General features: G+C 69.1%; 24 protein-coding genes. 13 read left to right on the top strand and 11 right to left on the bottom strand.

Annotation, left to right across the window (positions count from 1 at the left end):
- From ABD52_RS09405 to ABD52_RS09430, 5 genes are all read right to left on the bottom strand, one after another.
- On the bottom strand, positions 1-454 hold a 454-nt coding region (locus tag ABD52_RS09405; RefSeq protein ID WP_047891556.1), incomplete at its 3' end, for a recombinase family protein.
- The gene (locus ABD52_RS09410) at positions 451-735 is read right to left on the bottom strand and encodes a hypothetical protein (RefSeq protein WP_047891557.1); all 285 of its coding nucleotides are present in this window, start codon (positions 733-735) and stop codon (positions 451-453) included. The genes ABD52_RS09405 and ABD52_RS09410, both read right to left, overlap by 4 nt.
- Before the next feature lie 389 nt (positions 736-1,124).
- Positions 1,125-1,589: a hypothetical protein gene (locus tag ABD52_RS09415; RefSeq protein WP_147427345.1), complete on the bottom strand. Its 465-nt coding sequence runs from the start codon at positions 1,587-1,589 to the stop codon at positions 1,125-1,127.
- A gap of 532 nt (positions 1,590-2,121) precedes the next feature.
- The gene (locus ABD52_RS09420) at positions 2,122-2,790 is read right to left on the bottom strand and encodes a PP2C family protein-serine/threonine phosphatase (RefSeq protein ID WP_082171253.1); all 669 of its coding nucleotides are present in this window, start codon (positions 2,788-2,790) and stop codon (positions 2,122-2,124) included.
- Positions 2,791-3,206: 416 nt separating this feature from the next.
- Complete coding sequence (locus ABD52_RS09430) at positions 3,207-3,695, bottom strand: hypothetical protein (RefSeq protein ID WP_047891560.1); 489 nt, start codon at positions 3,693-3,695, stop codon at positions 3,207-3,209.
- 461 nt (positions 3,696-4,156) lie between these two features.
- On the opposite strand from ABD52_RS09430, the gene ABD52_RS09435 reads away from it, so the two are divergent.
- Complete coding sequence (locus ABD52_RS09435; RefSeq protein ID WP_047891591.1) at positions 4,157-4,585, top strand: helix-turn-helix domain-containing protein; 429 nt, start codon at positions 4,157-4,159, stop codon at positions 4,583-4,585.
- Between the two features lie 4 nt (positions 4,586-4,589).
- Here the strand turns inward: ABD52_RS09435 and ABD52_RS09440 are convergent, their stop codons facing one another.
- Positions 4,590-5,201, bottom strand: a complete 612-nt coding sequence (locus ABD52_RS09440) for a phosphoesterase PA-phosphatase (RefSeq protein WP_047891561.1) — start codon at positions 5,199-5,201, stop codon at positions 4,590-4,592.
- Between the two features lie 455 nt (positions 5,202-5,656).
- Between ABD52_RS09440 and ABD52_RS37420 the strand changes: the two genes are divergently transcribed.
- A complete protein-coding gene (locus tag ABD52_RS37420) occupies positions 5,657-6,088 on the top strand; it encodes an ImmA/IrrE family metallo-endopeptidase (protein ID WP_161801616.1) in 432 nt (143 codons plus the stop codon).
- Between the two features lie 13 nt (positions 6,089-6,101).
- The gene (locus ABD52_RS09450; protein ID WP_047891562.1) at positions 6,102-7,346 is read left to right on the top strand and encodes an MAB_1171c family putative transporter; all 1,245 of its coding nucleotides are present in this window, start codon (positions 6,102-6,104) and stop codon (positions 7,344-7,346) included.
- A 94-nt stretch (positions 7,347-7,440) separates the two neighbouring features.
- On the opposite strand, the gene ABD52_RS39000 is transcribed toward ABD52_RS09450, so the two are convergent.
- The 5 genes from ABD52_RS39000 to ABD52_RS09475 all read right to left on the bottom strand — a co-directional run bounded on the left by ABD52_RS39000 (position 7,441) and on the right by ABD52_RS09475 (position 13,248).
- Positions 7,441-7,827 carry a hypothetical protein gene (locus ABD52_RS39000; RefSeq protein WP_152748220.1) on the bottom strand — a complete coding sequence of 129 codons (387 nt, stop codon included), beginning with the start codon at positions 7,825-7,827 and terminating at the stop codon, positions 7,441-7,443.
- 119 nt (positions 7,828-7,946) lie between these two features.
- Positions 7,947-9,329 (bottom strand): hypothetical protein, encoded by a 1,383-nt coding sequence (locus tag ABD52_RS09460; RefSeq protein WP_047891564.1) that lies wholly within the window; start codon positions 9,327-9,329, stop codon positions 7,947-7,949.
- 253 nt (positions 9,330-9,582) lie between these two features.
- Positions 9,583-11,379 (bottom strand): hypothetical protein, encoded by a 1,797-nt coding sequence (locus ABD52_RS09465; RefSeq protein ID WP_152748221.1) that lies wholly within the window; start codon positions 11,377-11,379, stop codon positions 9,583-9,585.
- A 469-nt stretch (positions 11,380-11,848) separates the two neighbouring features.
- Complete coding sequence (locus ABD52_RS09470; RefSeq protein ID WP_047891565.1) at positions 11,849-12,136, bottom strand: hypothetical protein; 288 nt, start codon at positions 12,134-12,136, stop codon at positions 11,849-11,851.
- A 122-nt stretch (positions 12,137-12,258) separates the two neighbouring features.
- Positions 12,259-13,248, bottom strand: coding sequence for a hypothetical protein (locus tag ABD52_RS09475; protein WP_235437421.1), 990 nt, complete (start codon positions 13,246-13,248; stop codon positions 12,259-12,261).
- A gap of 422 nt (positions 13,249-13,670) precedes the next feature.
- On the opposite strand from ABD52_RS09475, the gene ABD52_RS09480 reads away from it, so the two are divergent.
- The 10 genes from ABD52_RS09480 to ABD52_RS09525 all read left to right on the top strand — a co-directional run bounded on the left by ABD52_RS09480 (position 13,671) and on the right by ABD52_RS09525 (position 24,350).
- On the top strand, positions 13,671-14,600 hold the full coding sequence (locus ABD52_RS09480; protein WP_235437422.1) for a hypothetical protein: 930 nt from the start codon (positions 13,671-13,673) through the stop codon (positions 14,598-14,600).
- Between the two features lie 3 nt (positions 14,601-14,603).
- Positions 14,604-14,960, top strand: a complete 357-nt coding sequence (locus tag ABD52_RS09485) for a hypothetical protein (protein ID WP_235437423.1) — start codon at positions 14,604-14,606, stop codon at positions 14,958-14,960.
- Positions 14,961-15,106: 146 nt separating this feature from the next.
- Positions 15,107-15,706: a hypothetical protein gene (locus tag ABD52_RS09490; RefSeq protein WP_152748222.1), complete on the top strand. Its 600-nt coding sequence runs from the start codon at positions 15,107-15,109 to the stop codon at positions 15,704-15,706.
- Positions 15,707-15,716: 10 nt separating this feature from the next.
- Complete coding sequence (locus tag ABD52_RS09495; RefSeq protein ID WP_053065340.1) at positions 15,717-16,466, top strand: hypothetical protein; 750 nt, start codon at positions 15,717-15,719, stop codon at positions 16,464-16,466.
- Positions 16,453-18,234 (top strand): hypothetical protein, encoded by a 1,782-nt coding sequence (locus ABD52_RS39750; protein WP_161801617.1) that lies wholly within the window; start codon positions 16,453-16,455, stop codon positions 18,232-18,234. The genes ABD52_RS09495 and ABD52_RS39750 overlap by 14 nt, the downstream gene beginning before the upstream one ends.
- 3 nt (positions 18,235-18,237) lie before the next feature.
- Positions 18,238-19,776, top strand: a complete 1,539-nt coding sequence (locus tag ABD52_RS09505) for an SCO6880 family protein (protein WP_047891568.1) — start codon at positions 18,238-18,240, stop codon at positions 19,774-19,776.
- A gap of 302 nt (positions 19,777-20,078) precedes the next feature.
- Positions 20,079-21,347 carry an ATP-binding protein gene (locus tag ABD52_RS09510; protein ID WP_235437424.1) on the top strand — a complete coding sequence of 423 codons (1,269 nt, stop codon included), beginning with the start codon at positions 20,079-20,081 and terminating at the stop codon, positions 21,345-21,347.
- A gap of 50 nt (positions 21,348-21,397) precedes the next feature.
- On the top strand, positions 21,398-23,092 hold the full coding sequence (locus ABD52_RS09515) for a type IV secretory system conjugative DNA transfer family protein (protein WP_047891569.1): 1,695 nt from the start codon (positions 21,398-21,400) through the stop codon (positions 23,090-23,092).
- Entirely contained in the window at positions 23,089-23,724 is a 636-nt protein-coding gene (locus ABD52_RS09520) for a hypothetical protein (protein WP_053065342.1), read from the top strand. The genes ABD52_RS09515 and ABD52_RS09520 overlap by 4 nt, the downstream gene beginning before the upstream one ends.
- Positions 23,721-24,350 carry a hypothetical protein gene (locus ABD52_RS09525; protein WP_047891570.1) on the top strand — a complete coding sequence of 210 codons (630 nt, stop codon included), beginning with the start codon at positions 23,721-23,723 and terminating at the stop codon, positions 24,348-24,350. Before ABD52_RS09520 ends, ABD52_RS09525 begins: the two co-directional genes overlap by 4 nt.
- Positions 24,351-24,432 lie beyond the last annotated feature (82 nt).

Below are 24,432 nucleotides of genomic sequence, written 5' to 3' on the forward strand. Positions count from 1 at the left end.
CGCGGGCGGCGGCCAGGCCCTCGTTGGTGTTGGCCACGATGATCGTGCGGATGAACTCGGCCAGGGCGGCGAAGACGTGGAAGACGAACATGCCCCCGGCGGTGGTGGTGTCCAGCTTCTCGTGCAGTGACTGGAACCCGACCCTGTGGCGCTTGAGCCGGCCCACGATCGTGATGAGGTCCTCCAGCGAGCGGCCGAGCCGATCCAGCGACACGACGGTGAGCGCGTCGCCGGGACGCAGGTACTCGAACGCGTCGTGCAGGCCCGGCCGGTCGGCGTTCTTCCCGGATGCCTTGTCGAAGAAGCACTTCGCGCACCCGGCCGCGCTCAGCGCGGCCTGCTGCCGGGCGAGGTTCTGCTCCCGGGTAGAGACCCGGCCATAGCCGACGAGCACACCCGCCAGTGGAGTGGGCGCCAGCAGATCGCCGCCTTCGGGCGGGAGGGCGGCGGTCACCGGTGGCCAGCCTGGAGACGCTCGACCAGCCAGAAACCCCGGCAGTCGCCGCCGTCGGGCAGGTAGACGAGCAGGCCGTGTTCGTCGTCCCACTCCAGATCCCCGGGCCGCCCTTCGCCGGTGTCCCGCTCGCGCAGCACGTCGACCTGTTCCTCGGTGAGGGTGACGGTCCCGTCGCCGTTGTCCGTGCCGGCGGTGGCACCATCGAAGTGCTCCGGGTCGGTGAGCCACGCGGCCTGCTCGGGCCCGACGGTGGCCACGTACTCGGTGCCGTAGGTCATGGCGTTCAGGGTGACCGAGAAACCCCCGTCGCCTTGTTGGACACGCCGAGGTTTCCGGACAGGTTTTCCGAACGCCCTTGATCGGCCGAGGCGCCCGTTTTCGATCTTGTTCGGGAAACGACCGATTCCCAGACAGTTTCCCGCTCCAGACCTGGGTACACTTGACATTCGTCGCGACGTGCCCCGTCACCGGCAGCAGGGCCCGATCGATGCGCATTGCCGGGGGTCGTGTTGTTGACGGTGCGATGCCGCCTCTGCCGCGCCGCACCGCGACGACGCGCAGCGCGGCCGGCATCCGGGGGGTGGGTGCCGGCCACACGCTGTTTCGGTCTCCCCGGCTATCGCGCTGCACCCCGGGCTCGACCGATCGGCGATGTCGACGTGACGTTCTAGCGTGTCGAGTCGATGAGGTCGAGTTGTTGCAGGGCGGTCCGGCCGACCCACGCGTCGCGGACGGGAAACGCCCCGGAGCTCACGACGGCGTCTCGCAGAGGTTTGGCCCAGCTATGTTCGAGGAGAAGCACGACCGCTCCGGTCCCTGCTGGCATGGAGTCGCGTAGCTGTGGGATGTCGTCGCCTTTGAAGAGGTAGCCTCGCCCCCCTGAGGTGCTCTCTCCCATCACTGCTGATGAGCCGGATTCACGGAGCAGCCTGCCCAGCAGGTCACCGGAGTGCGTTGAGTTAAGGGGAAGCAGGTCAGGGCTCGGCTGCTGTTCGATCGTGCGGTTGCGGTGCTTAAGGATGGTGAGCACGTCGAGCACCCGTATCTGATCATTGGCGAGCAGGTCCTTCAGTTCCTTGCGCACCTCGGGGGGAATCTGGTCACTCTTGAATCCGATCATCAGCATCTGCACGGGCCCGATCACTGGTTCCCCCGATCCCCTGGATGCCCTCTCGCCACGATCGCGCGGCGGATCCCGTCCCGCTGCGACGGATGGTAGTCACGCGCGGGATAGGCGGGCGGCAGATGCGTCTTCCCTCCCGCTGGCCTGTCAAACGAAGCTGCTGGCTGGGGGAGCTGACCGGTCACCGGCGTACTTTGCCCCTGCCGGGTGCTGGCTTCAGTTGCGCTTGTGGATGATGTGTTTGAGGCGGCGGGGACGCTGGGGGATGCCTACGGCGAAGCCGGCGTGGGACTGGAAGACCTACGAGAGATCACCGTGCGACCAGCACACCGCGACCCCTCGTCGACCCCCGCGGCCCGTGACGCCGGCACCCTGCGACATCGGCGACTAGGAAGCCCGTGCTCGCGGATCACGACCACCGCCTGGTGCGGCCCTTGCGGGAGAGAGGCAGGTCGTCAACGCTGGCGGCACGTGCAGTCGCTGCGCCGGCGGCGTGCAAAGCCATCACCGGCACCTCCTTGTAGCTGACGATCAACGTGGCTCAGGTAGACGCCGCGGGCAGTGCGGTGGCGTCGGCGTCGGGCACGTGGAGCACGAGTAGAGCGATGTCGTCGTCGCTGCTGGCGGCGTACCGGTCGAGCAGGTGCTCGCACACTTGCTCTGCCGTCAGGTTCTGCGTACCGGTGAGGGCGGTGGTGAGGTCGGCCAACCCGGCGTCGAGCAGCTCCCCGCGGCGGTCGATGAGTCCATCGGTGTAGAGGACCACCGTCGAGCCGGGCGCCAGCGTGATGGCGTGATCGGTTCGCGTGGCGTCGGGGCTGACGCCGAGCATCACCTCTGGCCGGGTGCGCAGGAGCTTGGCGGTGCCGTCGGGGACGATCAACACCGGTGGTGGATGCCCGGCGTTGGACCATCGCAACGTCTGAGGCCCGCCCGTGTGATCGAGGCGGGCCAGCACTGCGGTCGCGAACGCGGTGACCGCCAGGGTACGCATAGCGGTGTCCAGTTCACCCAGCACAGCGCTGGGTGGTTTGCGCAGTGTGACGGCGACACCGCGGAGCAGGTTGCGAACCGCTCCAGATCCTCCACCGACGGCGGACCCTCGAAACACCCGTACGCCGCGACCTGCCGCGCCGACAGGAACGACCTCTCGTTCCCATCTCCGACCTGCTCGCCCACACCAAACATGGACGATCAAACTACGCGACATCCACCACGTCCAATACCCCCTCCGCCGGACCTGACCTCAACCCAAGTTCTTAACGCCAGTTTTCGCAAGATCGTTAGTCGCGGGCCTTCCTCCGCCGAGAACACATCCTGAGTCGCCACAAACCCACCACCCGAGCATCGACCGTCACCGAACGGGACGGGACGCTACGGCTGGGTGGAGAGCTTGATCAACCCTCAGTTCTTAGCGTTGTTTTTGGTCTGGAAACTACGGGCGGGCCTGTTGGCTGCCGGGTGGCATGCCGCCGCTCGCACCCAACGCCATACCCTCGTCATGATCGGGACCCCGGGCGTGAACGACGACGGCGCCCGGCAGGTCGCCACCGCTGCGCCGGTGGCCGGGAACCCGATGCCGGCGGGATCGGCAGCGGGGGAGTGATGCCGCCGGCATCGGGTCGTTCAGGCGGTATGCAGTGACGAGGTGAGGACGTCGGCAGTTTCGTGGAGGAGCGCCGCGAGCTGATCGGCGGTGTCGGGCACGGCCTCGCCGGGGAGGGGGTCGAAGGCGAGTGCGGCTTCGGCTACGAGGGCGGCATGGTCGTGCAGTCCGAAGTCGAGGCTGCCGTGGTGTTGGGCGCGGTGGGCCAGGGTGGCGGCAAGGCTGCGGGCGATGAGCAGGGTCCACGCCGGTACCGCGACGAGCTGGTTGGGGTCGTACGGAGCGACGGTGTCGGTCGCGTGGTGCCGCTTCGGGGGCAGGCTGACGGCCAGAAGTCGTGCGTGGCCGGGGCATTCGATGGCGTGGTCGGGTCCGGCGCGGTAGGCGGCGCGGGAGGCGGCGTTGAGGGTGTCCCATCGCTGGTCGCCGGCGCTGTGGGAGCAGTCCAGGCAGGTGTAGGTGTAGCGGCCTGGGACGGTTGGCGCGTGTGTCGCTGTGCTGGTGGGCATCTCCGTTTCTCTCCCCGTGTCTGTTGTTGCGGTTTGTGCAGGGTTGGAGAGCGGGTGTGGTGGGCCTAGGGTGTGAGCCCGAGGCCCACCACGTGTGCCGAGTTGCGTGGGTTGACGGGACCCCCTTGATGCGCTGTGACCGTGCCGGCTTCGTCGTACCCCCTCCCGCCGGCCGCCTTAGCTCGTGTGGAACGGGCTGAGGCGGGTTTGCGCATCCCCCGATCCGCCCTCCCTTGTCGCGACTGGCACTCCGGTGCCCGACGCACCGATTCGGGTTTCGACACATGTTGATGTCGAGTGCTGCTGTTGTTTCACTATGGTTGTCCGCTACGGTGTCACTGCCACAAGAGTGGTCGGGCGTAGTCAGTCAAGCACGATCATCCGATCTCTGCAACTATTGTGGCACCGAGAGTCAATATCGCCACTGTTGTGGTGTCCTGGGTTGGTCGGGAGGGGTGGTCATGGCGGACCCTGGGAGGGCCAGTGGTTCGACGTCCTTCGCGGCCCGGCTGCGGCGGTTGTTCGAGACCCATCTAAAACCCGGCGCGGACCGCTCCTACACTCCGGATGAGGTGGCCAAGGCGACCGGATTGTCGACCAGCTACCTGAACTACCTGCTCAGTGGCGAGCGGGACAATCCTTCCCGGTCAGCGATCCAGAGTCTGGCGAACTTCTTCCGGGTGGAACCGAACTACTTCTTCGACTCCGTTGCGAAGAGCGAGGTCGGCGATCTGGATGTCGACCCTGATCTGGAGACGATCACGGTGCTTGCGCGGCGGATGCCCGCTGGTCCCTCCAGGGCGGGTCTGCGTGCGATTGTCGAGCAGGTGGCCGCGTTGGAGGCGCAGGGCAAAGCAGGGCGGCGGGGTCGTCCGGACGCCAAGGCGTAGGCGGTTAGCTGAGGACGAGGTAGGCGGGGATCGCGACCATCGCGCCGACGCCGACGCCGGCTGTCACTTGAGCCAGGGTGTGCTCGCGCAGGCGGACCCGCGACCATCCGACGAGCACCACCACGGGCAGTGACGCGAGAAGCGCGGGACCGAATTCGATCACGAGGACGGCGGCGGAGCCGGCGGCGACCGCTGCGTGGATGCTGAGTTTCCACACGAGGTTGGCCGCGGTGACGGCCAGGCCGATGGCGAACATGACGACGACCATGGCGGTGACGGGTCGAGGAGCGTCGAGGGTCACCATCAGGGTCAGGCCGACGAGGACAGAGAGCAGCCCGTAGATCAGCGGTGTTTTTCGCTGTTCGCGTACTCGGATGTGATGGTCGGTGAGACTGCCTCGACGCACTCGCCACCAGATCAGGGTGTTGGGGATGACGGAGCAGAACACGGCGCCGACGAGAGCCCAGCCGAGACCGAGGCTGACCGGTGAGGTGCTGTGGACACCCACGATGACCGGCATGGCCGCCGCCAGTAGAGCAGGGGCGAAGACCTCGGTCACGACGCGCGCCGCCAGGCTCGCGGGTTGCCGTACGGGGTTGTCGATGACGTCGTGCACCCCCGCATTGTGCCTGTCCCGGCTGACGCGTCCGGCGCGGGTCCGGGCGGGCTGCGTGCGGGTAGCTGCCTGTTGATCTGTGGTGCAGCTCTCGCCGGGGGAGTGGCAGCACCGACGTCCGACGGTGACGCGAATCGATCTGACAGGGTTTGATCGGATCTGGCCCTACGCACACCGTGAAACTTCCACGAACTTGGGCTTTGCGGTGGTGACGCGGGGGGACGCGCCTGGTTATGCTGCCTGCTTGCGCTTGCCACTATTGTGGTTCTCCGGCTGGGCCGAGCGACTGAGTGTCCGATCAGGACAGGTTGGGCGGGTGGCACGAAGGGGTCTGTGAGTTGAAGATCCACACGGGGGAGTGGTGGAAATCGATGTGGGGTCGACAACGTCGGATACAGCGTCTGGTCCGAGGGCTCGATGTGACCCTGCCGGCACCGTTGACTGTGCATGGGTTGATGTCGGCGCTGGAGAGGGCGCGCGGACGTCGGATCCAGCTCGCCGCCATGACGATCGACGACCAGACGCCGTGCGGCCTGTGGGTAGCCACTGCCGAGACCGACTACGTGCTCTACGACCGTGGCGCCTCACCGGTGCTTCAGCGTCACACGATCCTGCACGAGCTGATGCACATCGCCCTGCGGCACACCGGGGAGGGGGTGGTGCCCATCGACGGCCGCCTCGTGGATGCTTTCGGTGCGGCGGGGGCTCGGGTGGTCCTGGCGCGGTCGGCGGCGACGTTCGAGCACCAACAGGAGCATGACGCGGAGCTGCTGGCCACCTATCTGGGCGCGCGGTTGAACGGAGGCGAGCAGGTTGGCTCCTTCGACCAGTTGGGGGACGACACAGCGGCGGTGATGTATCGGATCGCGGCGACGCTGACCGACTAGACGGGGGATTCGCATGGTGGTGGCGGCTGGCCATATCGTGGCGGCGCTGATCGCCGCGGTGGCGCTCGTGATGAAGCTCGGGGCGCTGCGCCGTGACCCAACCAACCCGAAGATCCTCGCCAGTGTGGGGATCTGCCTGGGATGCGGGATCGCCGTCACCGCAGGCTGGGCCCCCGTGCATAGCTTCATCGACAGGTCGACGGGTGTGCCGAACCTGGCCAAGCTTGTCGAGCACGGATCCGCGCTGGTGACGGCTACCGCAATCCAGTTCCTGTTTCTGCATTTGGGTGGGCCGCAGCGGGCGCTGCGGTTGATGCGGCGGCGCCTGGCGTTCTTCGCCGTGGTGCTCTCGGTGATGGTGGCGATGTTCTGGCTTGCCGACTTTCCGGCGTCGGAGCCGCTGCACTTCGCAGAGCGCTACGGGAACCTGCCGCAGGTCTCCGTGTACATGCTCGCGTTCCTGGCCTATCTCGGGGTGTCCGTCGTGGACATCCTGCGCATGTCGCATGGTTACGCGAAGTACGCCGGCATGCGTCTGCGAACGATCATGCGACTGCTCAGCGCCGGAGCGTTGTTCGGGGCGGGGTTCGTGGCGCACAAGGCGCTGTTCATCGGGCTGAAGCTGGCTGGTGTATCGCCTCCGTGGCCTGAGCCCATCGTGACGCAGACGCTGATCACGATGTCGGTAGCGCTGATCTGTTCCAGTTTCGTGTTGGCGACGTTCTGGAAGACGGTCGACGGGGTGCGCGCCTGGCCCCGCAAGAGCACGATGTTCCGTGATCTTCACCGGCTGTGGTACCTGCTCTATCAGGCGGTGCCGGACATCGTGTTGCATCCGCCCCGCCGACCGCACCGCGACTCGTGGTGGGTGTGGGGTGCCGGGCAGCAACTGTACCGGCGGTGTGTGGAGATCGGCGATGGTTTGCAGGCCGTGGGCCCGCTGGACGAGGAGGTGGCAGCGGCTGCGCACCGCCGGGCGGTAGAGGCGGGTTGGGACAGCGTCCGAGCCTGCGCCGCCGGCGAGGCCGCAGCGATCCTGGTCGCCGTGGGACGGCTCGAAGCTGGCCGTGTCACGCCGCAGGAGGTGGACCCGGGGCTGGAGCCCCAGCCGGCGAAGGCCACCGACGCTGATGTGGATGCCGACGCACGGCGCCTCGCGTTGATCTCGATGGCACTGTCGGAAGAACTGGTGACTGACACGGCAGCGGAGTTCTGCCCACCAGGAAGCCTTAGCTCAGCGGCTGGCGGCGGCGGGTGACAGGTTGGGGGTGATGCCGCCGGCATCACCTCCAACCCACTCCCCTCTCCCCTGCCCTGGTAACCCCGGAGGGCGTCAGTGAGAATTTTTCACGTCAGTTCGGGGCGGTGAACAATGTGTTGATCAGCGGTTCTCCCTGAAGGACTTCGATCAGCGGTCTCCCCTCGACTGTGCGACGGCGTCGTGGTGCGCGGGGGCGAAAGGCTCGCTCAACCTGGTCAAGACACCAGAGCAGCCGCTGGCTGTGGTGCTGGCGATGCCGTGCTTCGGGTTCGATCTCATCGAGCTGGCGGGCGTCGCGCTCGGCGAGTTGGTATCGGCGTCTACAGCCTCGGACGCCGTGTTCGGCCAATGCTTCGCGTACGGCCAAGCGCACCTGGTAGGTGGTTGCCCGGTCGAAGGTGTCGGTGATGAACAGAATCTGAGCAAGCGTCTGTCGGTCGAGCTGCACGGTCAGCTTGACCGGCGCCGGTTGCGGCACGGAGGTCTTCCAATCGCGTGGTGAAGATAAGCCTTGGTGGGGGGCGCATTGGGGCGCGTCGTGGTTTATCGTCAGCGAGGAAGGCGCTGCCCGTTCCCCCGTGCGGGCAGCGCCTGTTTCTATGTCGTGGGTTCTGCTCCCGTGCCGGCTGCTTTTCGTCGAGCCCGTTGGCCTCGGGGCGGCTCGGTTCGGTCGCGGGGCTGCGGGCCGGTGTCGTCGGACTGCTGCTGGGCAGCTCTCAGCTCGGCGATCTGTTGTTCGTACAGTTCACGCAGGTCCCGGATGCGCTGTTCGCCGTGGGCTCGTTCGGCGATGAGTTGGTCTTGGGCGGCAGCAAGGTTGGCGTTGGCGGTAGCGAGCTGCTGCATCGTGGTGTTGTGCTGCCGGGAGACCTGGTCGTACTCGCCGCGCAGGTTGGCCAGTGCCTGCTCTGCTGAGGTGCGGGCGTGGTCGGCAGCGGACCGATCGGCTCCGGCGGTCGCGAGGCGCGCCTCGGTCGTAGTGAGTCGGCCGGCGAGATCGTTTGCCCGCTGGTGGGCGGTGTCCCGCGCTTCGACGGCGGCGTCCCTCGTCGCTGTCATGGCGGCGAGGTCACGACGCAGAGCGTCCACCTGGTCGCGGAGTTGGGTCGCCTCGGCGATTCGTTCGTCTCGGGCCTGTTCCACAACTGCGAGGTCGGCCAGGGCCCGTTCGGCTCGTTCCGTGGCTCGGGCGGCGGTGGTGTCTGCCTCGCGCTGAGCCGCGAGCGCCGCGTCTCTGGCGGCTTCGGCAGCGGTCTTCGCGGAGGTCGCAGCCTCGGCACGTCGGTTGGCGTCCTCGGCCGCGCGCTCCGCCTTCTGGCGGCCAGTCTCGGCGGCACGCTTCGTTTCCAGGGCCTCGTCTCGCGCGGCCCGGGCCTTGTCCGCGTCGGCGATGGCTGTATCGCGTTCAGCCTCGGCGGCCTTGCGCGCTACTTCCTCCCGTTCGGCGCGCTGGTCGCTGTCGTCGGCTCGGCGCAGCGCCGCTTTGCTCTGTTCCTCGGCCGCCGCGACCTGCTGCACTGCATGCTCGGTTGCCTCTTGGGCGGTGACCCGGTGCTCCTCGGCCTGACGCAACGCGTCGTCGCGCTCGATTTGGAGATCAGCCGCGACCCCGTCGGCCTCCTGACGGAGGTCCTCGGCCCTACGGGCACGGCGTTCGGCGTCGACGGCTCTGCGCTCGGCGCTGGCAATGAGTTCCGCAGCCTCGGTGCGGACAGCCGCGATCTCTTCGGCCGCGGTGCTGGGGCTGGCGAGGGTGGAGAGTTCCGCGACTGCTCGGGTGACCTGGGATTGCAGGTCAGCCATCGTCTTGGTGATCTGCTCCCGCACGATGTCGGCTCGGTCAGTGGCCATGCTGAACGGCCGGGATAAGGAGTCTGGGGTGATGCCGGCGGCATCGCCGCGCCTGGCAAGCCTGTTGCGTTCGGCATAAGCGGTGTTGCGGTTGTGCTGTACCTCCTCCCCCCTACTGTCGGTCTTCACCTTGAAGCAGTAGCTGTTCGGCCTCGACTGCCCTGGTTCCCGTGGCTTAACCGGATCTCCGCAGTTCGGGAAGAGGCACGCCGCGTGGTCCGGGTCGGTGCACCACCCGTCATCTTGGGCTTCATCAGCGCACTCGGGGTGCCGGCACGTGCGGGCCGGGGCTGACGGCAATGTTTCGTCACTCACGATTCCATCATATCAAACGTTCTGACGTTTTAACGCGCAAACGACCAAACGTTTAAACGTTACAGCGTTAGATGATTTGTATGTCGAAGGCGGTGGCGAGAACCGCTAGTGCGTGCGCTTCGGCGTGTGTGTCGATGTCGCCGGCTGTTCCAGGCGAGGGCTCTTCCGCCCAGTCCGGTGGCCACCAGAGAGGTTCGGTCGGTTCCGGGTTCGTGGCGCGGCGGCGCTCGGCGAAGCGGTCCAGCGCCGCCCGCCACAACCGTCGTTCCCGGCGGTGCCTGGCGTCGATTCGCGCTAGATGCGCCCCAGCGTCGAGGGTTTCCCCGGCCGCCCGGGTGCTCGCCCTTCCCTCTCCCCACTCCGTTCCAGAGCTAGCGGTTCTCGGAAGTGCCCGAGCGAGTCCGAGTCGAACGAGTTCGGGCAGCAGGTTGTAGGTCTCAGAGCGGCTGACGCCGGCCGCCACGGCGATCTGCGGGGCCGTGCCGCTCGCTCCGGCAATGAGCGCCTGGTGGATGCGCCAACCGGTCGCGCCGAGCAGCGGTCGCGATCGCCGGGCTCGGTCGCGCACGCCGAAGACGGCCGGGATCGGTCGGGGGTCGGGCCACGTATCGGGGTCTGCGGCGAGGTGGCGAAAGGCGGTCGGGATGACGAGTTCGTAGAGGTCGCCGTGCGTTCCGCGTCCGGCCGAGACGCGCCGCACGACCCTCTGTTCTGCTGGGAGGTCACGCAGCTCGCGCAGGATGGCCGCCGCGGTGGTGTGGTCGATGATGCCGGCACAGGCCCGGGAGTAGGACCGGGTTCCCGCCTCGACGTAGCGCCGGCCCACGCGCCACCCGAGCCAGGCCATCCCCGACAGCAGCACGCGGGCGTTGTGCCTTTGTTTCCCGGTGACCAGATGGTCGAGGCTCACAAGCACGACCGCGAGCCAGCGACGAACGAAATCACAATCAGTGACCTCTCCCCCTGCCCCCCCGGTGTAGTGGGTTGCTTGTGGGGCTTGTGTGGACGCGCTGATGGCGGCCCGTTGCGCCTTGTGCCACTCTGCGGCCAGACGGCGGCGCCAGCGCGTCCCGTAGCGTCCGGTGTAGAGGGTGAGCAGGCCGGACCACCGCCCGGTGTCCAGGTTGTGGAGGACATCAGCGTGGGAGTGGCCCCGTGCGGCGGCGGCGCAGAGGACGGCGTAGCAGGCCTCTGAGCGGGTCCATGGGCGGCCGTCGTGGGTGGTGTGGTCGGCGGGCCACACGCCGTGCTCGGCGATCTGGGTGTGCAGGGGGCTGAGCGGCCGAGGTCGGCCGGCCTGCAGAACGTGTGCCGTCGCGGCGGTGGGCTGGTCGTCGGGTGCTAGGTCGCTGAGGAGGGCCAGGGCGCGGGTGACGAGATCGGCCGCTGATCGTGTGGTCACCGCCTGGTACGCCTCGGGCAGAGGGGTGGTCAGGCGGCGGAACCCTCCGTCCTTGCATGGAGATCCGGGAGCGGTGAGGCAACCGTCGTCGGGGTTGACGGTGGAGCTGATGTCGAGGGTGGGCCAGAGGCGGCGGCAGGCGTGGGCGAGCTGGCGGGCTTGGGCGAGAGTGACGGGGACTGCGAGGGGGATCCAGACATGGCGGCCGCCGCTGGCGGCGACATCGCAGATGGGCCGGCCGCCGAGCTGCCGGAAGAACTGGGCGGCGTCGGCGGCGTGGGCGGCGACGGTGGCGGCGTCGTGCTGGTGGCCCTTGGCGTCGAAGTCGAGGCCGAGGACCCAGGCCACTCCCCCGGTGTAGAGCCGCAGGGCGGCGGGCCGGTCGGGCAGCTCGGTGGTGAGCCGCTGGTCGTGTGGGTAGATGTGGCGGCGTTGGGTGCGCGAGTAGCGGCGCAGCCGCATGTAGGGGCTGCGGGTGAGGTGGGGTGTGAGGGCTCGCCAGGTGTGCTCCGCGATTTGACGCGGGTCACTTCCCGGCGGGCTTCCTAGGTTGCTAGGAGGAATGGTCTGGGGCGGTGATGCCGAGGGCATCGCCGGGTGGTCGGCTCCCGCCGGCGTGAGGCCGGGGAGAGAGGTCTGGACCGCGGGCACGCGGTGACACGCCGGGCCGATTTCGGACAGGCTGATGCGTGCCGGCGGGGCAGGTGCTACCGTCATGGCAGCGACGCCTCCACAGGCATAGCGCAACTCGGTTCGGGACCTCCGGCGGCAGGCAACCACAAGGGATCTCGGACTGAGTGCTGGTCTTCAGTTGTGAGGTGGCCGAGCTGCGACCCTCGGCCTTACCTCGCTGGTGCGCCCCGGTTTCGTACCGGGGCGTTCGTCATGTCAGCGTCTGGCGAGATCCTTTCCGTGGTGAGCTGGGCATCTGTCAGGCGGCGTAGGACGCGCTGCGGGGCAGGTCGACCAGGGGTGCCTGCTCGGTGGGCTTGGTGGCCCAGACGGGTAGGCCGTCGTCGTCGACCGGCATCCGGGCGAGCAGTTCGTTGATCACTGCCGAGGCGCTGGTGCCCATCGCCTTCATGGCCCGGTCGAGCTTGACGGCGTTGGCCGGTTCGAGCGTCGGGTTCGGCCGCCAGGTGCCGCCGGACGCGGCGTCGTACTGGGGTGGATTGCCCCGCTGGGGGGCTCCGAGGCGTGCTCCTCTGCGCTGTGGCATGTGATGATCCAACCATGCCGGACCCGGTACGTACCACAATTCCTCCGGCGTGTTTTCGGCTTGTGTGGAAGCGTTTTTCGTCGGCTTTCTAGGGCTGTCTAGGTGGGGCGCGGGGACAGTCGTTAGTAGACGGATATGTGGACGTGGTTGGTGTGTTCTCCGCTGGGTCCGGTGCCGCCGAAGGGATTGCGGTAGGAGTGCCATCCCTTGGCGGGGGACCACACCTGCCGGTACCAGATGACGTACATGATTCCGAGCCGGTCGGCGTTGGCGACGGCCCACGCGGCCATGGCGTCGCCGCGTGCGCGTTGGGCTCCGGTGGCGACACCTCCGGAGGTCATCATCCAGTCACAGGCGCGCCCCTTGGGGTGCTCGCCCGGGCCGGACGGTCTGAAGCAGCGGGGGTTGTCGTAACTGGCGGCTTTGGCTTGGGCGATGAGGTGCGCGGTGCGCGGGGTCAGGCAGCCTCGGTTGGTGGTGGGGTCGGGGCGCACGACGCAGCCCTCCTTCGGCCAGGTGCCGTCGGGGTTGCGGGGTGCGGGTTCCGCTGAGGCCGGGGTGATGCGGTCGCAGTCGAGTTCGGTGTCGGCGAGATCGCGCAGGGCGGCTAGGGCGGTGGCGGTGTGCTTGGCGTACGCGTCGGGATAGGCGCTGCGCTGGACGGTTTGTGCTGCCACGGTTAGTGGCAGCCTCTTCCAGTCCGGCACTTTGGACAGGGCGGTGTAGAAGGCGGTGGCGGCGTAGGTGGGGTCGTTGACCTGCTGACGGCTGCCCCATCCGGGCGGAGTTTGCTGGAACAGCCCGCTGGATCCGTGGCGGTCCGGCGTGAGGTCGTTGCGCAGGCTGGACTCCTGTGCGGCCGTGGCGATGGCGATGGCCCAGGCTCGTGGCGGGAGCTGTCGCTGTTGGCCGATGGCGAGGATGGTCCGGGCGTGGCGTTGCTGCTCGGGGTCGAGTCGCCATGCGGTGCCGGTGGAGGTCAGGCAGTCCGTGGCGCTGGCGGCGGCCTGCTGGGGAGTGGCTGCTGTTGTGGTGACGATGATGCCGCCGAGCAGGAGTACGACGGCGGCACCGGCGGCGGCGAGCCGGCTCATCGGCGCATCGCCAGCCATGAGGGCTGCATGCCGCTATAGCACAAGTTCGCTGTTCTGTCAATAGGACGCATCCGGCTCTCGCGTGCCTCCGGGTCGACGGTGTTCCTGCGCCGGGGGGGCGGACTGCCGGGGGCGCAACCGTCAGGTCGTGTAACTCGCCGCATAAGTTGGTACCGTACTCCATGTTGAACGGGGGAGTAGATACCTTGAGCGATGATCAAAGCCGCGAGGTGCTGTTTCCGGGAGCGGAACGAGCCCGGGCATACGGAGCGCCGCCGGAACCGCCGAGCGCGCCAGACGCGGCACCGGCTGAGCGGGCGAAGATACCGCCGGCACCCGTCGTACCTGCCCCTGACCAGGCGGTCGTCCGGCCAGCAGTCCGCAGGGGGCACCGGTCGGAGGGTGGCACGGATCGAGACGGTGAGCGCGGCGGACGGCTGGTGGACGCCCCGGCGGGCGCGGTCGCGGCAGCGGAATGGGGATGGCGGGGGCGGCTGAATAGGTGGACGTTCGGCGCGGCCAGGGTTCCTGCCGGTCCGCAGGAGCAGGCCTACCGGGTGGGCCGGGTGCGTGTGCTCCGGGCGTTCGCGGCGCCGCAACGGGTCGTGGTCGCCAACCCCAAGGGGGGTGCGGGCAAGACACCTGTCACCTTGGGCTTGGCTGCCACGTTGGGATGGTTCCGGGGCGGCTACACCTTGGCGTGGGACAACAACGAGACCCGGGGCACCCTCGGCCTGCGGGCGGAGGAGGCGGTGCACGACCGAAACGTTGTGGACCTGCTCCAGGCGATCGACGGCTTCCTGAACGCTCGTGCCAGCGTTGGGCACCTCGGCGGTTTCATTCGTCCGCAGAGCGCGCATTTCGATGTTCTCGCCAGCGATGACGTGCCCGGGCGGATGGACGTCATCGACGCTGCCGGTTTTCATCAACTCGCCGATGTTCTCGGTCGGTTCTATCGGTTCATGGTTATCGATACTGGCAACAATGTGAGGTCGGCGAATTGGTGGGCCGCGACATCATCTGCGGACTGCGTTGTGGTGCCGACGACGGTGCGGGCGGATGTCGCGGAAACCGGTTTGTGGATGCTGCACCATCTGGCGCGTCTGGGCCGTACTGATCTGGCTCGCGGCGCGGTGGCGGTGGTGTCGTGTGCGGATCCGAAGGTGGATCACGGACTACTGACGGCCATCGTCGAGCGCTACCGCGAGGTGGTGCGCGAGGTGGTGGTATTGCCGTTCGACGCTCGGCTGAGCGCTGGCGACCGGGTGACATACCGGGACCTGGGAGCGCCGCTTCGCCGGTCGCTCCTGATGGCAGCCGTGGCAGTCGTTGACGCGCTGTCGGCAGCGTCAGCAACGAAGGGGGCATGAGGGATGAGCGCACTGCGGACGGTCGTCGAGTGGTGGGCGGCGGTGCCGACGCCGACGCCGGCACCGGGCGGAGGGGGAGTCAAGAACCCGCTGGACGGTGTGACCCCGGACATGGGAGTGCTCGGTGGCCCGTTCACCGCGACGTGGGTACGTGTCGCCGGCGCCATCTGGGCGCTGATGATCGCGGTGGTGGCCCTGTATGTCGGAGCCGGGTTCGTGTCCATGGCGCAGGCTCGCCAGCTGAACAACTCGCACATGATGAGTGAGGCGACCAGCAGCGTGAAGCTGCGTCTGGCGGCCCTGGGCGGCGTGGTGCTGCTGCCGTTGATCATCGGCGCTGTGATCGCCGCGGTGGGGTAGTCGTGACGCGTCGAGGTGCTGCGGCGGTCGTGGTGGCCGTCATCGCCGCAGGGGCGGTGGTATGGCTCGTGCCGGGTGGCCGGGCGGTGATGCCGCCGGCATCACCCCCGGCTCCGCCAACGGGATGGAGCGTAGAGCACCCGCCGGTGGCCGGGCTGCCCCGATCCGAGGTGACACCGGGGGATGGTGCTGCAAGAGTCAGCGAGGGTGTGCCGGTCGGGTATGCCCGCACCGGGCAGGGAGCGGTGCAGGCGGCGACAGCGTGGCTGGCCTTGGTCGAAGGCGCGGCGGGACTGGACGCCTCTCGACGCGAGGCGTTGCTGTCCGCGATCGGCGACGGCCAGTTCGTTCAGGCGGCGCAGACGCGGCTGGCCGCGCGGTCTCTGGTGCTCGGTCTGGATGGCCGGGGACTGTCCGCCCGGGGGCCGGTGATGGCGGTGGTGTGGCTCGACCGCGGTGCGTATCGGGTGGTGCGGTTCTCGAACGGATCGGCGGAGGTCGACATCTGGTACGCGTACACACTCGGCGTGCGGGTGGCCGGCGATCCGGAGGTGCCGCTGCGGTGGCATCGGGCGAGAGCGCAGTTGCGGTGGGCCGCCGCGGAGGGGGATTGGCGGCTGGTGTCGGACCTGACGATCCGGGATGGGCCGGATCCGGGTGTGCCGGAGCCGTCCGCGGTGGACAAGGCCGATGCCCTCGCCGGTGCCGGTGGGGGATGGACGCTGTATGCGACGTCACTGGACTGAGGAGACTGACGTGAGCGAGGACGACCAGACCCGAGGAACGGCAGGGGAATCGTCGGAGAGCGCGGGCCAGCACCGACGAGCCCTGCTCTTGGTGGCGGTGGTCTCGGCGCTGGCCGTTGCCGTTGTCGTCGTGGCGCTCACCCGCGGCGGGGAGGAGAGACCGTCCCCGGCTGCCAGCGCCACACCGCCGGTCGAGGAGGCTGTGGGACGCTCCGACGTGTCCGCGTGCTCGGGCGGACCTGACCCGGCGCAGGCGGTCGTGGCGACCCTCACCACCGCGGCGACTCCGGAGGGTGCGGCAGAGACGGCTGCGGCGGTGGTGCGGTGGACGGAGAGCACCGCGTTCGCCCAACCGGGGGCGGTGGACGTGGTGCGTCAGGTGGGCAACGACTTCGGTTCTCCGGATCTGGTGGCCCTTCACCAGGGGCAGGCCCCTTACCTGTCGCGGATGACGGTCAGTCAACCGCAGCCGTCACGCGGCGCGTTCCGGGTGACAGGGGACGGGACCAGCGCCACGGTGACGGTGCTGCTGCCGGTGCGGTGGTCGACCGGCGCAGCGGTGCACGACGACTGGCGGGCTGTCGACGTGCGCCTGGATCGGCTCAACGATCGCTGGGCGGTGGTGTCGGCGGCCAGCAGTGAACTTCCCGACGGGGTGAAACCCTTGCAGGGTGCGACAGTGACCGATCGGGACTGGTCCCGCTACGGTTCGGCGCTGAGCGCCAACGGATTCCGTAGGTACGCCGATGGTAACTGCTGACAGCATGAGGCGGGCCGGCCGGTGGGCGGCCCGGTGCCTGCTGATCGCGGTGGCCTGCCTGGCGGTGATGCCGGCGGCATCACCAGCGTCGGCGGACCCAGCCGAGGACCAGGCCGCGACGGAGGTCGCGGCGGCGCGGTGCGCGAAGGCGCGCGAGGATCTGAGAATCCCCCGGCCGTTCGTGCAGGTCTGCGAATCCCGCCTGGTCGACGCCCTCAAGCAGGGCGCGGTGGCGACCGGAGACGCGGTCGAGCGCGTCTGCGAGTGGCTGCCTGATTTGCCGCTGGTGGGGGACGTCTGCGGCCGGGTGAAGCAGCTCATGGCGGGCATCGCGGAGGAGTACCAGCAGCGACTCGCGGCGCTGCGGGCGGGGGTGGACTTCGCCAAGGATCCGTGGGGCCAGACCATGAACCGGGTGGCGGATCACCTGGCGACGTCGCTGAGCGACCTGCTGACCCGGGTGGTGACGAACCTGGCCCATCTGAGCGCGCCGGACGTGCGGTCGACGGCGTTCGTCCAGTCGTACGCGGCGGGCTCGGGGATCGCCATGTTCGTGCTCGTGGCGATGCTCGCGCGGGTGTTCTACAAGGCCGGCTCGGGCGAGATGACAGGCGAGGAACTGGCCGATTCGGTGTGGCGGCGCCTGCCGTGGGCGATGGTCCTGGTGCTGTTCGGGCCTGGCCTGGGTTACCTGCTGGTGCAGCTGTCCAACGGCGCGACGGCCAGCATCATGGCGTACTTCGCCACGGACGTGGCATCGCTGGCGGCGAAGCTCAATGCGATGGCGGTGCCGGCGAACATGGGGCTGATACCGGGCGGCCCGCTGATCGGGATTCTCATCGTCGTGGCCGCGCTGGTAGGAGCGTTCGCGTTGCTGGTGGGTCTGCTCGTGCAGTTGCTGACCCTCTACCTCACGGGCGCGGTGATGGCGATCGCGTTCGTCCTGGCGATCGATCCCGCGACGCGGCCCCAGGCGCAGAAGTTGCCGACGTTGTGGTTGTGGTTGCTGGCCGGCCGGCCCCTGGTCTTCTTCCTGCTCGGTGTAGTCGCCAAGTACGGTGACAGCTCGTTCAGCGTGGCAGCCATTCAGGACGACGGGATGCGGGCGCTGGTGTCCGCTCTGGTCGCCGCCTTGATGCTGCTGTTTGTCGGGTTCGCGCCGTGGGCGGTGGTCAAGTTCGCCCCAGTCTTGCCCGGCGGCGGCGCAGAGCGGATAGCCCGTTCCAAACGATCGTCGAACAGCGCGTTCAGCGGCGTCGCCAGCTCGGCGATGATGCAGCTGGCGTATCGGCGGATGTCCTCCGGCCCCTCCTCCGATTCTGGCGGCAGCGGAGGCAGTCCTCGTCCCGCTGAGGGCCACAGCGAGCCCGGGCCACGTTCGCCTCAACGCCAGGGCGCCTCTGAGCAGTCGTCTGCGCAGCCGCCTTCGACGTCCAGCGGATCGGGCCAGGACGCCAGCGACGGCGGCGGTCGGGGCGGCCAGGGCGAGTCCGCATCGTCACGGCCAAATTCCGGAACCGCGCCGTTGTCGGGTACGGCAGCTCCGCCTGCGGCCGGTCCTTCGGCAGGAGCCGGCGGTGGCGCGAGTGCCGGGGCCGGCGCGGGCGCGGGCGCGGCCGGGGGCGCAGGCGTGGCGGCCGGTGCCGGTGCGACCGTGGCCACCGGCGGGGTCGCCGCAGGGGTGTTGCTCGCTGCGCAGGCCGCTGCGGCCACCAAGCAGAAGATCGACGACGCTGCGCACCGCGCAGGCGACGTGGCGGGAGACTAGCCAGTGAGTGACGCACCGGTCCGTACGGCTCGGCTCGGCGGAGAGATCCGGGCGCGAGGGTTCCTCGGCGGCGCCCGGAGCCGCACCGGCAACATCGTGGTCAGCGTCTGCCTCGGTGCCGGTCTCCTCATCGCGGTCACCGCCGGCGGCCTCGGCGGCTTGGCGGCCGGCGCGGCCATCTTCGGCTCCGGGTACCTGCTGACCCGACAGAATCCCCTCACCGGCCGGTCGCCGGGCACCGAACTGATCCTGCGGGGGTGGTGGGCACTGCGGTGCCGACGGGGTGAGACAGAGCTGATTCCTGTGCACCTGGCCGAGCCGATCCCGGTGCCGACGACGAAGGCTGACCGACGGGCGGCCGGCCGATGGGCGCGGCGGGTCCGAGACGAGGCGCCCGGACTGGAAGGTATCCAATGGTTGTCCGGGCCGGACGATACTGCGGTGCTCCTGCATCGGTGCCCCGGCGAGCAGTCCTACCTGTCGGTGGCCATCGAGGTCGACGGCCAACCGGCGGGACTACGCGCCCAAAGCGACTACGACCGAGCCGCAGCGGCGTACGGACACCTGCTGGCCCGGTTGGCACGCGACGAGGGTCTGATCTCGGGCATCCAGTCCGTCACCCGGATCATGCCCACCGACTCCGCCGTGCACGAACGGTGGGCGGCGGACCACGTGGACCCGCAGGCGCCGACGGCATTGACCCAGTCCTACGCCGAGCTGGTACGGATGACCGCCGGCGCGACCGAGATGATGCGCCACTACCTCGTGCTTCGGCTACCAGTCACCACGGTGTTCGCCCGGGCCGCCGCCGCCCACGGCGAAGGGGAAACCGGGTGGGCGCGTCTGGCGGTCGAGCAGGCGCAGTGGGTGGCGACGCTGGCTCGCCGAGCGGACCTACGCAACCCCCGGCTGGTGAGCACCCACCGGCTCGCGGCGCTGCTGCGCCATCTGCAAAACCCGCAGTTCCCCCTCGATCAGACCGTCGACGTCACCTCCGACACCTGGCTCCGCTCGCGCCGCACACTGCGGCACGCCGCAGTGGTGGACGAGTCCTGGTGGCACCGCGTCGCGGTCATCCCCTCCTCTGCGGTGACTCCCGAGCCGGTACATACCCGGTGGATCGCCCCCCTGCTGCACGGCATCACTCACCCGGTCATCCGCACGATCAGCCTGCACGTGGAGGTGCAGCCAGCGGCGAAAGCACGTCGCCGGGCCCGCGAGGACGTCACCGTTGACCGCGGCATCCGCGACGCCGCGCTGCGCCGGGGCTCGGTCGACGACGGTACCCAGGTCGTGCAGCTGTCCGCGTCGGCGCAACGCCTAGCCGATCTGCAACCCGGCTCGGGCATCCACGGCGCCCGGTGGGCCGGATACCTGTGCGTCACCGCCGCCGACGAGGACCAGGTGATGCGCGCCTCAACCGCGCTCGCCGACGCCGCCGGGGAATGCGGGATCAGCCACCTCGACTGGCTCGACACACGCCACGACACGGCCATGCCGACGACCTGGCCGGTTTGGCGAGGCATGGAGGCACAACCGTGACCCGATCCGCTCAGCCCTCGAACGCCGGAATCCCGCGCCGACCGCCGGTGATGCCGCCGGCATCACCTCCCAACCCCCAGCCGGTGTCCTCCGCGCCGCCAGCTCCGCCGTTACCCGCCCCACCACCGCTGCCGGCTGCGGCCAGAGTGATGCTGGCGGCATCACCTCCGCGCCCGCAGATGCCGGACACCGGCACCAGCCCCACGCCCGCCCCGGAAGTGCTGGTTCCGGCTACGTGGCGGTGGCGCCGCTCCCCCCTGCTCGGCAGGTTCGGGATCTACGCACCCCGCGTCCCAGGAATCTTGAGCACCACCCGGCAGAGCGAGGTGCTCTGCACCGCCATCTCTGCGCCCCCCACCCACACCGACGGCATCCTCAATGGCATCGACCTGGTGACCGGCCAACCCATCCACCACGACCCGTTCACGGCCTACCAACGCAAAACCGTGAGCTCGCCCAACGTGGTGGTGCTCGGCGACGTCGGCAAGGGCAAGTCCGCGCTCATCAAGACCGTGTACGTCTACCGGCCCCTGGCGTTCCGGAATCGGCGCACCGTCGTAGCAGACCGGAAGGACCAAGGTGGGGAGGGCGAGTACAGCGAGCTGTGCCGGCAGCTGGGCGGCCAGCCCATCCGGTTCCAGGTGGGCGAGGGTGGCAGCAGGATCAACCTCCTAGACCCGGTGATCGGAGTGTCGGCGGAAAGCGCCACCCAAGTCGCCGGGCAGCTGCAACTGCTCCGTGCGGTGGTCCACGCCGCGTCAGGAGCCGAACCGGACTCGTGGCAGGGCGCGGCGCTGCGCACCGCTCACCTTCGAGCCCTGGCCGAGGCGGAGTCGGCCGGCCGAACCGCGGTCGTCGACGACGTCATCGCCGCGTTGAGGCTCGCCCCTCCCGTGGAGATGTTCGGAGACGTGGCCACGAGCACTGCCCGCGATCGGTTCGCGGAGGCGGCACTGAGCCTCGCGTTCGATCTGGAAAGGGTCTGCGGTGACGACCTCGCCGGCCTGTTCGACGGCCCCACGAGCACGGACGTGCGCCTCGCCGATCGCCTGACCAGCTTCGACCTGTCGCAACTGCCCACGGAGGGCCCCGCGATCCCGCTGGTCATGACCGTGCTCAACACATGGTTGACCAACCTGTTGCGACGTCGGCGAGGCTGGCAGACGACGTTCGTCGCCGAGGAGGGCTGGCACCTGGCCGAAGGAGTCGGCGCTCGGCTGTTCCAGCGCAACAGCAAGCTGGCCCGGGGCATCGGCTTGGCCAACGTCGTGGCACTGCACCACCTGGCCGATATTCCGGAGGATTCACCCGCGGTCGCCATGCTCAAGGAAGCGGAGACGGTGTACATGTATGCCCAGGCCCGCGAGGACGACGCGTCGCGGTGTGTACGCCTGTACTCCCTGCCGCCGCACCTGCTGGGCGATCTGATGACCCTTCAGCAGGGGGTGTGTCTTCTGCGGATCGGGTCCGGCGCCCCACTGCTGATGCAGCACCTACGCTCGTCGGCGGAGGCCGCGTTGACGGACACCGATGCGGCGATGACCGGCGCCGGTGAGGGGGGTGCCCGCTGATGCCGGCGGCATCACCGTCCGGATCCGGACCCGGGGCGTGGTTCGGGGTGATGACGTCACTCGCCGGTGCGCTCGCCGCCTGGCACAGCGCGGTCTGGCTGTCGGGGCTGCTCACCGGCGCACCGGCGCGTCCGAACCTCGGCGACACGATGGAGGCGTTCATGCGATCGCCGGCGAACCCGGCCTCCGGGTACGCAGGGGCGCAGGTCGCGCCGGCCGCGCTGATCTGGGCGCTGTTCGTCGCGGAACTCACGGCGGTCGCCGCCGTCGCGGTGGGGTGGAAGACGCGACGCAGCCGCCGCCAACGCGACGGGCTGGCCGGGCACCGGCAATGGGCGCCGTTCCTGGGCAAGCGGGCCGCGCGTCGATCCGCCGCGCAGACCCGCCCTGGCCTGTCCGATCGGCGCAATGCCCCCATGGAAGAGGTGGCCGTTCCGTTGGCTCGTTCCGTGGGGGATGGACGCCGGTTGTACGTGCGCCACGAGGATTCGATCGCGGTGATGGCACCGCCGCGTGCTTTTAAAACCGCCGGGGTGCTGGCGGATCTCGTGCGGACCGCGCCGGGCCCCTGCGTAGCCGGGTCCAGCAAGGGCGACTTGCTGTCGATCACCTACCTGTCCCGCAAGGCTCGGGGAACGGTGTACGTGTTCGACCCGGGAGACGTGATCGGCTGGCCGACGCCTCTGCGGTGGTCGCCGGTGCGAGGCTGTGAGCAGCCACGAGTCGCTATCTCAACCGCGGAGGCGTTCGCCGCCGCGACGCCCGACGACACGCACACCACCAACTCGAAGTTCTTCATCAAGCAGGCCCGAGACGTCTTGAGGTGCCTGCTGCACGCCGCTGCCCTGGACGGCCGCGACATGGGCAGTGTGGTGGAATGGGCGCTGCGGATGGACAGCCCCAGCCTGCCGGCCCGGGAGATTCTGCGCAGCCACCTCGACGCCGCCCCTGGATGGGCGACGGCGCTGGAGGAGGCCACCTCGGGCGACCGCGGCAACGGGCCGCTGGAGTCGACGAAGAAGACCTTGGCGGACATGCTCAGCATGTTCGCCGACCCCGCGGTTCTCCAGGCGTGCCGCCCGTCGGAGCAGGAGGCGTTCGACATCAGCCGGTTCCTGGAGTCCACCGACACGGTGTACGTGATGAGCGGGGACAACGACACCGTCGCTCCGTTGGTCACCGCGTTCGTCAACGAGATCCTGCGACAGGCGAGAGCAGCCGCCGAGCGGCGGTGGCCCGCCCGCCTCGATCCACCGCTGCGGTGCGTCATCGACGAGGTCGGCAACGTCGCCCCGCTGCCTCGTTTGGGTAGCCTCATGTCCCGCCTCGGGGGCCAGGGCACCACCCTCGCGATCGGCGGACAGGGACTCGGGCAGGCGCGGGACCGGTGGGGTGAGGCCGGAGCGGCTGAGGTGTTCGGGTCCGCCACGGCGAAGATCGTCATGGGTGGCACCAGCGAACCGGACCTGCTGAGCATGATGAGTTCACTGGCCGGTGTGATGGAGGTGCCGGTCAACTCCACCACGGTGGCGCGGGGAGAGGTGTCCACGACCGCCAGCGACCGTGAGCGGCCGATCCTGCACCCGCACCAGATTCGGGAGCTGTCACCGTCGCAGGGCCTGCTGATCTACCGGCAAGCCCCGCCGGTGGTCGTGGAGTTCCAGCCGTACTGGGAGGGTCCGTGGGCGAAGGAAGCCGCCCAGAGTGCGGAAGCCGTGGCACGGTTGACCGGACGGCTGGCATGAGCGGCGCTGAGATCCTGCCCGATGACGGCGACCTGCTGCTGGAGATCGGCCAGGCCGTCGCGGCGGTGGACAACCGTCTCGTCGCGGTGGAGAACGCTGTGCTGGCCACGCCGGGCCGACGGTCCCGACGGCTAGCCGCGTCGCGGCCACCGACCGTGTGGGCGCCGACGTTGCGGCGGGGCAGGACGGCGATGCGCCGTGATGCCGCCGGCATCACCTTCTCGGTCTGGTCGTTCGATCACCTCTGCACCGCCGACCAGGTGGTCGCGCTGACCCGGGTGCGGGACTTCGTCGACTGGCTCAACGAGGCCTACGAGTTGACGGCGTCGACCTACGGCATCGCGTCGTGCTGGTATCGCCACCCCGGGGTCGTTCGTGAGCTGTGGGCGTTGCTCGGGTCGTACCAGCACGACTTTGGGGCTGAACGGATGTCGCCCCACCGAAGCCGGGACGGACCCGCATACTGGCATGATCGCCTCCTGTGGCCGACGCTGCGCAGGCTGCGGGAGGAACACGGCCTGCGAGAGTGCATCGCCTCCGCCGGGCACACCGCCCGCGTCGTAGGCGCCGCCTTGGCCACAGATCATGGCTTCGCGGACGAGATCGAACGGTTACAGGGAAGGGACACATGATCACCGCGACGGTAGGGGTCGTCAGGGCTGGCCTGCACAGGTACCTCGAATCCTGGCGGTCGGGTGAGGCCGTAGACGTGGTGTACCTCGGCCTGTACGGCACCAACGAGGCGGTGCTGGCACCGCTGCCGGTGTGGAACGGGCTGATCCAGCGGCTGGCGCGAGAGATGGACAAGCAAGCAGTGGCGAAGGTTCGTGAGCGCCTGAATCACGGCGCAGGTCCTCAGCCCACCACGATCCTGGAACTGGCGCGGCTGACGAGGGTCGCTGAGCTTCCCGTGCAGGTGCTCCAGAGCCGCGGCTTGCCGCGCGGCAGCGCCGACCTTGCCGTGTGGACGCCGGCCCTGGCCGACGTCAAGGCCCTCGCCGAACAGGGCGAAGCCACTGCGGCGGCGGCGTTGCGTCACATCGGCGACATCGTGCTCGACCGTGCCCCCAATCAGTCCTCTGCCGCCGGTGACGGGATCCGGTACGCGGTGTGCGACGTCGACGGCTTCCACGCCGTGGTGGTCACTTACCGGCCCGCTCGGCAGGGGCGTCGATCCCACGGCCGTCGGGGTCTGACGAACCGGCCGGTGGTGGAACTGCTCGCGGTAGACATCCTGCGGTGGCACGAAGACTGCTAGTGCCCTGACCAACAACGTTCACGGTGTTGGATGACACGCCGTCCGGCGTGCCGGAAGCGCGGCGTGGGTGGTTCAGGCTGTG

Source organism: Micromonospora sp. RV43 (assembly GCF_001029515.1).
GTDB classification, from domain to species: domain Bacteria; phylum Actinomycetota; class Actinomycetes; order Mycobacteriales; family Micromonosporaceae; genus Micromonospora; species Micromonospora aurantiaca.